We start from the raw sequence: 4,430 nt of genomic DNA, 5'->3' as shown, positions 1-4,430 counted from the left end.
GGCCAGCCACGTCGACCACACCGAGCACGACGTGTCGGTGATCGTGACCGAACAGGGCCTGGCCGATCTGCGCGGGCTGACCCCGCGCAAGCGTGCGCAGGTGCTGATCGACAACTGCGCGCACCCGGATTTCCGCCCGCAGCTGCAGGATTACTTCGACCGTGCCAGCCGCGAAAGCTACGGCAAGCACACCCCGCACCTGCTGCCCGAAGCGCTGTCGTGGCACCAGCGTTGGCTGGATACCGGCACGATGAAGGGCTGACACCCTGTTCTGTGGAGCCGAGCATGGGCTCGGCTCTACGCCCTGTAGAGCCGAGTCCATGCTCGGCTCCACACGGCACGGATCAGGCGATACGCAGCGCCGCCAGCGATTCGGCCTGCAGCCGCTCGTAGATATCGAACTCGTCGTTCACCGCCACGCCCATCGCCTGCTCGAACGCTTCGCGGTTGGCGTGCGCGGCGTAGGCGCGCTGTTCTTCGCCGCCCAGGTTCGACTGGAAAATGCCGGCGGCGCTGACCGGCAGGAAATCCTCGTAAACGATCGGGTCGGCCGTGGCCAGGCCGGTGGCCACCAGCACTTCGGCCGGCAGATCGGCCACGCGTTCCGGCGCAGCGCGGCCGGCGTCGGTCAGCTGGTAGCGGTAATAGCCCAGCCCTTCCTGGCGCAGCGTGTCGTGGTCATCGGGGAAGCTGGCGAACACCGCCTGCAGGCGCTGGCCGTAATCGCCCCCGGTGCTGCCGGCGCCACCGGCATCGCGTGCCTGCGCCAGCAGCTGGTCGTACAGCGCGCGGCCCTTCGGGGTCAGCGCCAGGCCACGCTGTTCGATCTCGCCGAAGCGCGCGGTATGCGTGCCTGCCGCGCCGCCCTCGCCCCCAGGAAAATGCACCGCCTCTTCCAGCGCCTTGAAGCTGGTCTGCCGCAGCAGGATCGGGCAGGCGCGGCGCGGCGGACCCTCAATGACCGCCTTGGCGGCCATGCCGTGCTCGATCATCCCCGCCTGCGCGGCATCGATATCCAGCGTACGCGGGGTGAGGTGGTTGATGTGCGGGCCACGGAAGCTGACCACGTCGGCCACCAGGCGATGCGCGTTGTGCAGCGCGTGGTAGGTCGGCAGATCAACCGTGGCATCGCCGTGCCAGCGGAAGGTTTCCAGCGCTTCGGCAACGAAACGCTCGGCATCGGCCTGCGACAGGCCACCGTCACGCTCGGCCTGGTCGATCAGCGCCAGCGCGCCGTCGGTGAAGATGCGGCGGCGCTCGAGGATGCGCGCGGACTCGGCGCGCAGGGCTTCGTCTTCGATCAGTTCCAGGCGCAGCAGCGAGGTGAACACGCGGAACGGGTTCTGCGCCAGCGCCGCGCCGGTAAGCGGGCGGAACGCGGTGGAATGCACCGGCACGCCGGCCACCGACAGGTCGTAGTAGGCGACCGGGAACATGCCCATCACCGCGAACAAGCGCCGCAGTGTGGCCAGTTCCTGTGCGGTACCGACGCGGATCGCGCCATGGCGCTCTTCATCCAGGCGCGCGCGTTCGTCGTTGCGCTGCAGCTGCGCGGCCAGCGCCGGGTCCTCGGCAAGCACCTGCGCGTTGATCCGCTCCACCAGCTCCACCAGGGTGCCGTACAGCGGCACTTCGGTGCGGTACATGCGGGACATGGCCTGGGCGAACAGGCGGCGGATCACATCAGGCGAAACGAAAGAGGCGCTCATCAGTCACTCGAATGCGGGAACGGGGAACGGCGAGAAGCCTATTGTCGCCGCAGAGCGCGATGGCGGCGATACGCACAGCAACATGCGGGTAGTGCCGGCCGCTGGCCGGCAATGCGGCGAGGGCGGCCAGCGGCCGGCGCTACCGCTGCAGCTGGCGCTTGAGGGTGGCATCCAGGGTGATCGGCCGGTCCCAGTGCTCGAAGCTGGCCACGACGGCATGGCGCACGGCACGGACATGCACGTTCTCCGGTTTCACCGGCATGCGCGTGACCACCGCCTGCCAGCCGCCGTCGGGGTTCTGGCTGAAGGCGCGCACGCTGTCGCGGCAGGTCTGGCCGCTGGCCTTGGCCCAGAAACAGGCGAAATAGATATCCCCGGCCTGCCAGCCATGGGTGGTGAACAGCGCGCTGATGTACACGCGCGGCACATCAGCGTAGCGCGATACCTCGTCCAGGAAGGCATCGGGGTAGCGCTCGGCGTAATGGTTGATGTCCTGCAGCTGGACATCCAGCCAGCGGTCACCGGTGTCCACCGTATAGGCCGCCGAACGTTCGGCGGTCTGCTGGGCCAGCACGGTGCCGGGCATCAGCAGCAGGAGCGACAACAGCAGGATCGGGACACGGTTCATGCCCCGATTCTGCCGCAGCCGTGGGCGCCTGTCAGGCCGCAGCAGCGGCCTTGGCCTCGATGGCGGCCAGCGCGGCCGGCCAATCCCGGGCAGTGTCGGCAGTGACCATGCGCGGTTCGTCATCGGCCACGCCATGCTGGGTTTCGTGCGCCCAGGTCACCGCATACGGGGTGTGGACACCCCAGCCGCCCAGGGTGACCACCGGCTCGATATCCGAGCGCAGCGAGTTGCCCACCATCACGAACTGCTGCATGGGCAGATCGAATTCGGCCAGCACGCGGGCGTAGGTTTCCGGGTCCTTTTCCGAAACGATCTCGATGCGTGGGAACAGCTCACGCAGGTTGGCCACGTTGATCTTGGCTTCCTGGTGGAACAGATCGCCCTTGGTGATCAGCACCACCGGATAGTGCTCGGCAATGGCGGCCACCGATTCGCGCACGCCGTCGATCAGATCGACCGGGTGGCGCAGGGTGTCATGGCCGATGTCCAGCATGCGCTGGATGTCCTTGGCGTCGATGCGCTGGCCGGTGATGTCGATGGCCGCTTCCATCATCGACAGCACCATGCCCTTCACGCCGTAGCCGAACACGGCCAGGTTGCGCTGCTGCACTTCCAGCAGGTGGCGGGCGGTCCGGGTATCGTGCACGTCGACGTAGCGCGACAGCAGGTCCAGGTAATCCTGCTCGGCCTTGCGGTAGTAGTCCTCGCTCTTCCACAGCGTGTCATCACCGTCAAAACCGACCAGGCCGATGGCGCGCGGGCGCGCAGGCGTGGAGGCGTTCATGCGACAAGGATACAGGGGTGGTGCAGGCAACAAAAACCCGGGCGGCCAACGCCGCCAGGGTCCCATGCACCGGTTTTTCCCGAATCAGGCGGCGGTCAGTTGCCGCCTGCGTTGCCAGCGGCCGCCCCGGTCTGCTGGGCGGCCACGAAGGCCTTGTACTCATCGGCGGTCAGCTGGCCATCCTTGTTGGTATCGGCCTGGTCGAACACCTGGGCCAGGCCTGCGTTCACCTGCGCCTCGGACTTGCTGATGGTGCCGTTGCCATCGGTATCGATGCTTGCCCAGGTCTGGCCGCCGCCATTGGCCTGCGCCGACGCCGATGCAGCCGCACTGGAAGCCTGGTCAGCCGCCTGGCCCGCCTGGGCGGCCGACTGCTGCGCCTGCGCCGCCTGGGTCTGTGCCTGGGCTGCCTGCTGCTGGGCGCTCTGCGCCATGGCCGGGAGGGCCAGCACACTACCGGCGGCAACGATCAGGGCGAGCAGGGGCTTGCGGTTGCGAATAGTCATCAGGTGGATCTCCTCTGGGTGGTGGAGCGCGGGTGTCGTCTCCGCACGGCACCCACCCTGCCACCGCGTTTCTGAATCGATTTTGCGCCGCGACCGGCCTGCACACACCCCATTAACCACTGGCCACCGCGCATGGTTTACCGCACTGGTTAGGGCGAAGTGAGGGGTCCATAAGGCCAGCATTCAGCGCGGCCGGATTTAACCGGCACGCAACGAAAAACCTGCGTCAATCGACGTTCTGCACCGATGACCGCGAACTGAACAAGACCCATCCCAAGGCAACACCGCCGAGCGCACCGGCGATTTCCAACACCACGCGGCTGCCCAGTTCGTTGGGGTCGTGGATGGTAGAAAGGAAGATGCGCGCATACAACGGCGATTCCAGACGCACGATGCCCATGTAGAACAGCTTCCACATATCGATGCCGGCGGAGATCGCCACCGAGAACACACACGCCCAGCCGATGGCATGGCCCATGGACCAGCGCAGCGCGCGGCACAGGTGATGCCAGAGCGAGTACACCAGCAGCCCGACCAGCAGGGCGATGGCACCGGCTTCGAGGGAACCGAGCAGGCCGAAGTGCAGGGAAAGGTTCATGCGGGTGGGCAGTTGGAGGCGGTAGTGAGTGTAAGGGTATCGGCAGGGCTTGCAGCCCTGCACCTGCTCAAGGCAACGGCCAAAGCCAGAGCGGCATTCCGTGGGATGGCGGGGCACTGTGGGTGTGCGGGGACGGCGCAAGTACGTCCTTGTAGCCTTGGTCGCCGCTTGCTCGTGTGCGCTGTCCTGCGCACACGGCAAGACC

At 67.0% G+C, this 4,430-nt stretch carries 6 protein-coding genes; 1 reads left to right on the top strand and 5 read right to left on the bottom strand.

Translation table 11 applies throughout. The annotated features are described in order from the left end of the window. A partial coding sequence (locus ACQKDV_RS18400) for an acetyl-CoA hydrolase/transferase C-terminal domain-containing protein (RefSeq protein ID WP_427785694.1) occupies positions 1-262 on the top strand: 262 nt, incomplete at its 5' end. A gap of 82 nt (positions 263-344) precedes the next feature. Here ACQKDV_RS18400 and hglS read toward each other — a convergent pair. The 5 genes from hglS to ACQKDV_RS18375 all read right to left on the bottom strand — a co-directional run bounded on the left by hglS (position 345) and on the right by ACQKDV_RS18375 (position 4,225). Further along, on the bottom strand, positions 345-1,709 hold the full coding sequence (gene hglS / locus ACQKDV_RS18395) for a 2-oxoadipate dioxygenase/decarboxylase HglS (protein WP_427785690.1): 1,365 nt from the start codon (positions 1,707-1,709) through the stop codon (positions 345-347). A 139-nt stretch (positions 1,710-1,848) separates the two neighbouring features. Beyond that, a complete protein-coding gene (locus ACQKDV_RS18390; protein ID WP_427785688.1) occupies positions 1,849-2,337 on the bottom strand; it encodes a hypothetical protein in 489 nt (162 codons plus the stop codon). Positions 2,338-2,368: 31 nt separating this feature from the next. Beyond that, on the bottom strand, positions 2,369-3,121 hold the full coding sequence (locus tag ACQKDV_RS18385; RefSeq protein WP_427785685.1) for an HAD family hydrolase: 753 nt from the start codon (positions 3,119-3,121) through the stop codon (positions 2,369-2,371). Positions 3,122-3,216: 95 nt separating this feature from the next. Next, positions 3,217-3,627 (bottom strand): EF-hand domain-containing protein, encoded by a 411-nt coding sequence (locus ACQKDV_RS18380; RefSeq protein WP_427785683.1) that lies wholly within the window; start codon positions 3,625-3,627, stop codon positions 3,217-3,219. Between the two features lie 226 nt (positions 3,628-3,853). Next, positions 3,854-4,225 carry a hypothetical protein gene (locus ACQKDV_RS18375; protein WP_427785681.1) on the bottom strand — a complete coding sequence of 124 codons (372 nt, stop codon included), beginning with the start codon at positions 4,223-4,225 and terminating at the stop codon, positions 3,854-3,856. Positions 4,226-4,430: the final 205 nt, after the last annotated feature.

The organism is Stenotrophomonas sp. NPDC077659 (assembly GCF_050268705.1).
In the GTDB taxonomy this organism is placed as follows: Bacteria; Pseudomonadota; Gammaproteobacteria; order Xanthomonadales; family Xanthomonadaceae; genus Stenotrophomonas.
This window is presented reverse-complemented; position numbering and strand designations above follow the sequence as displayed.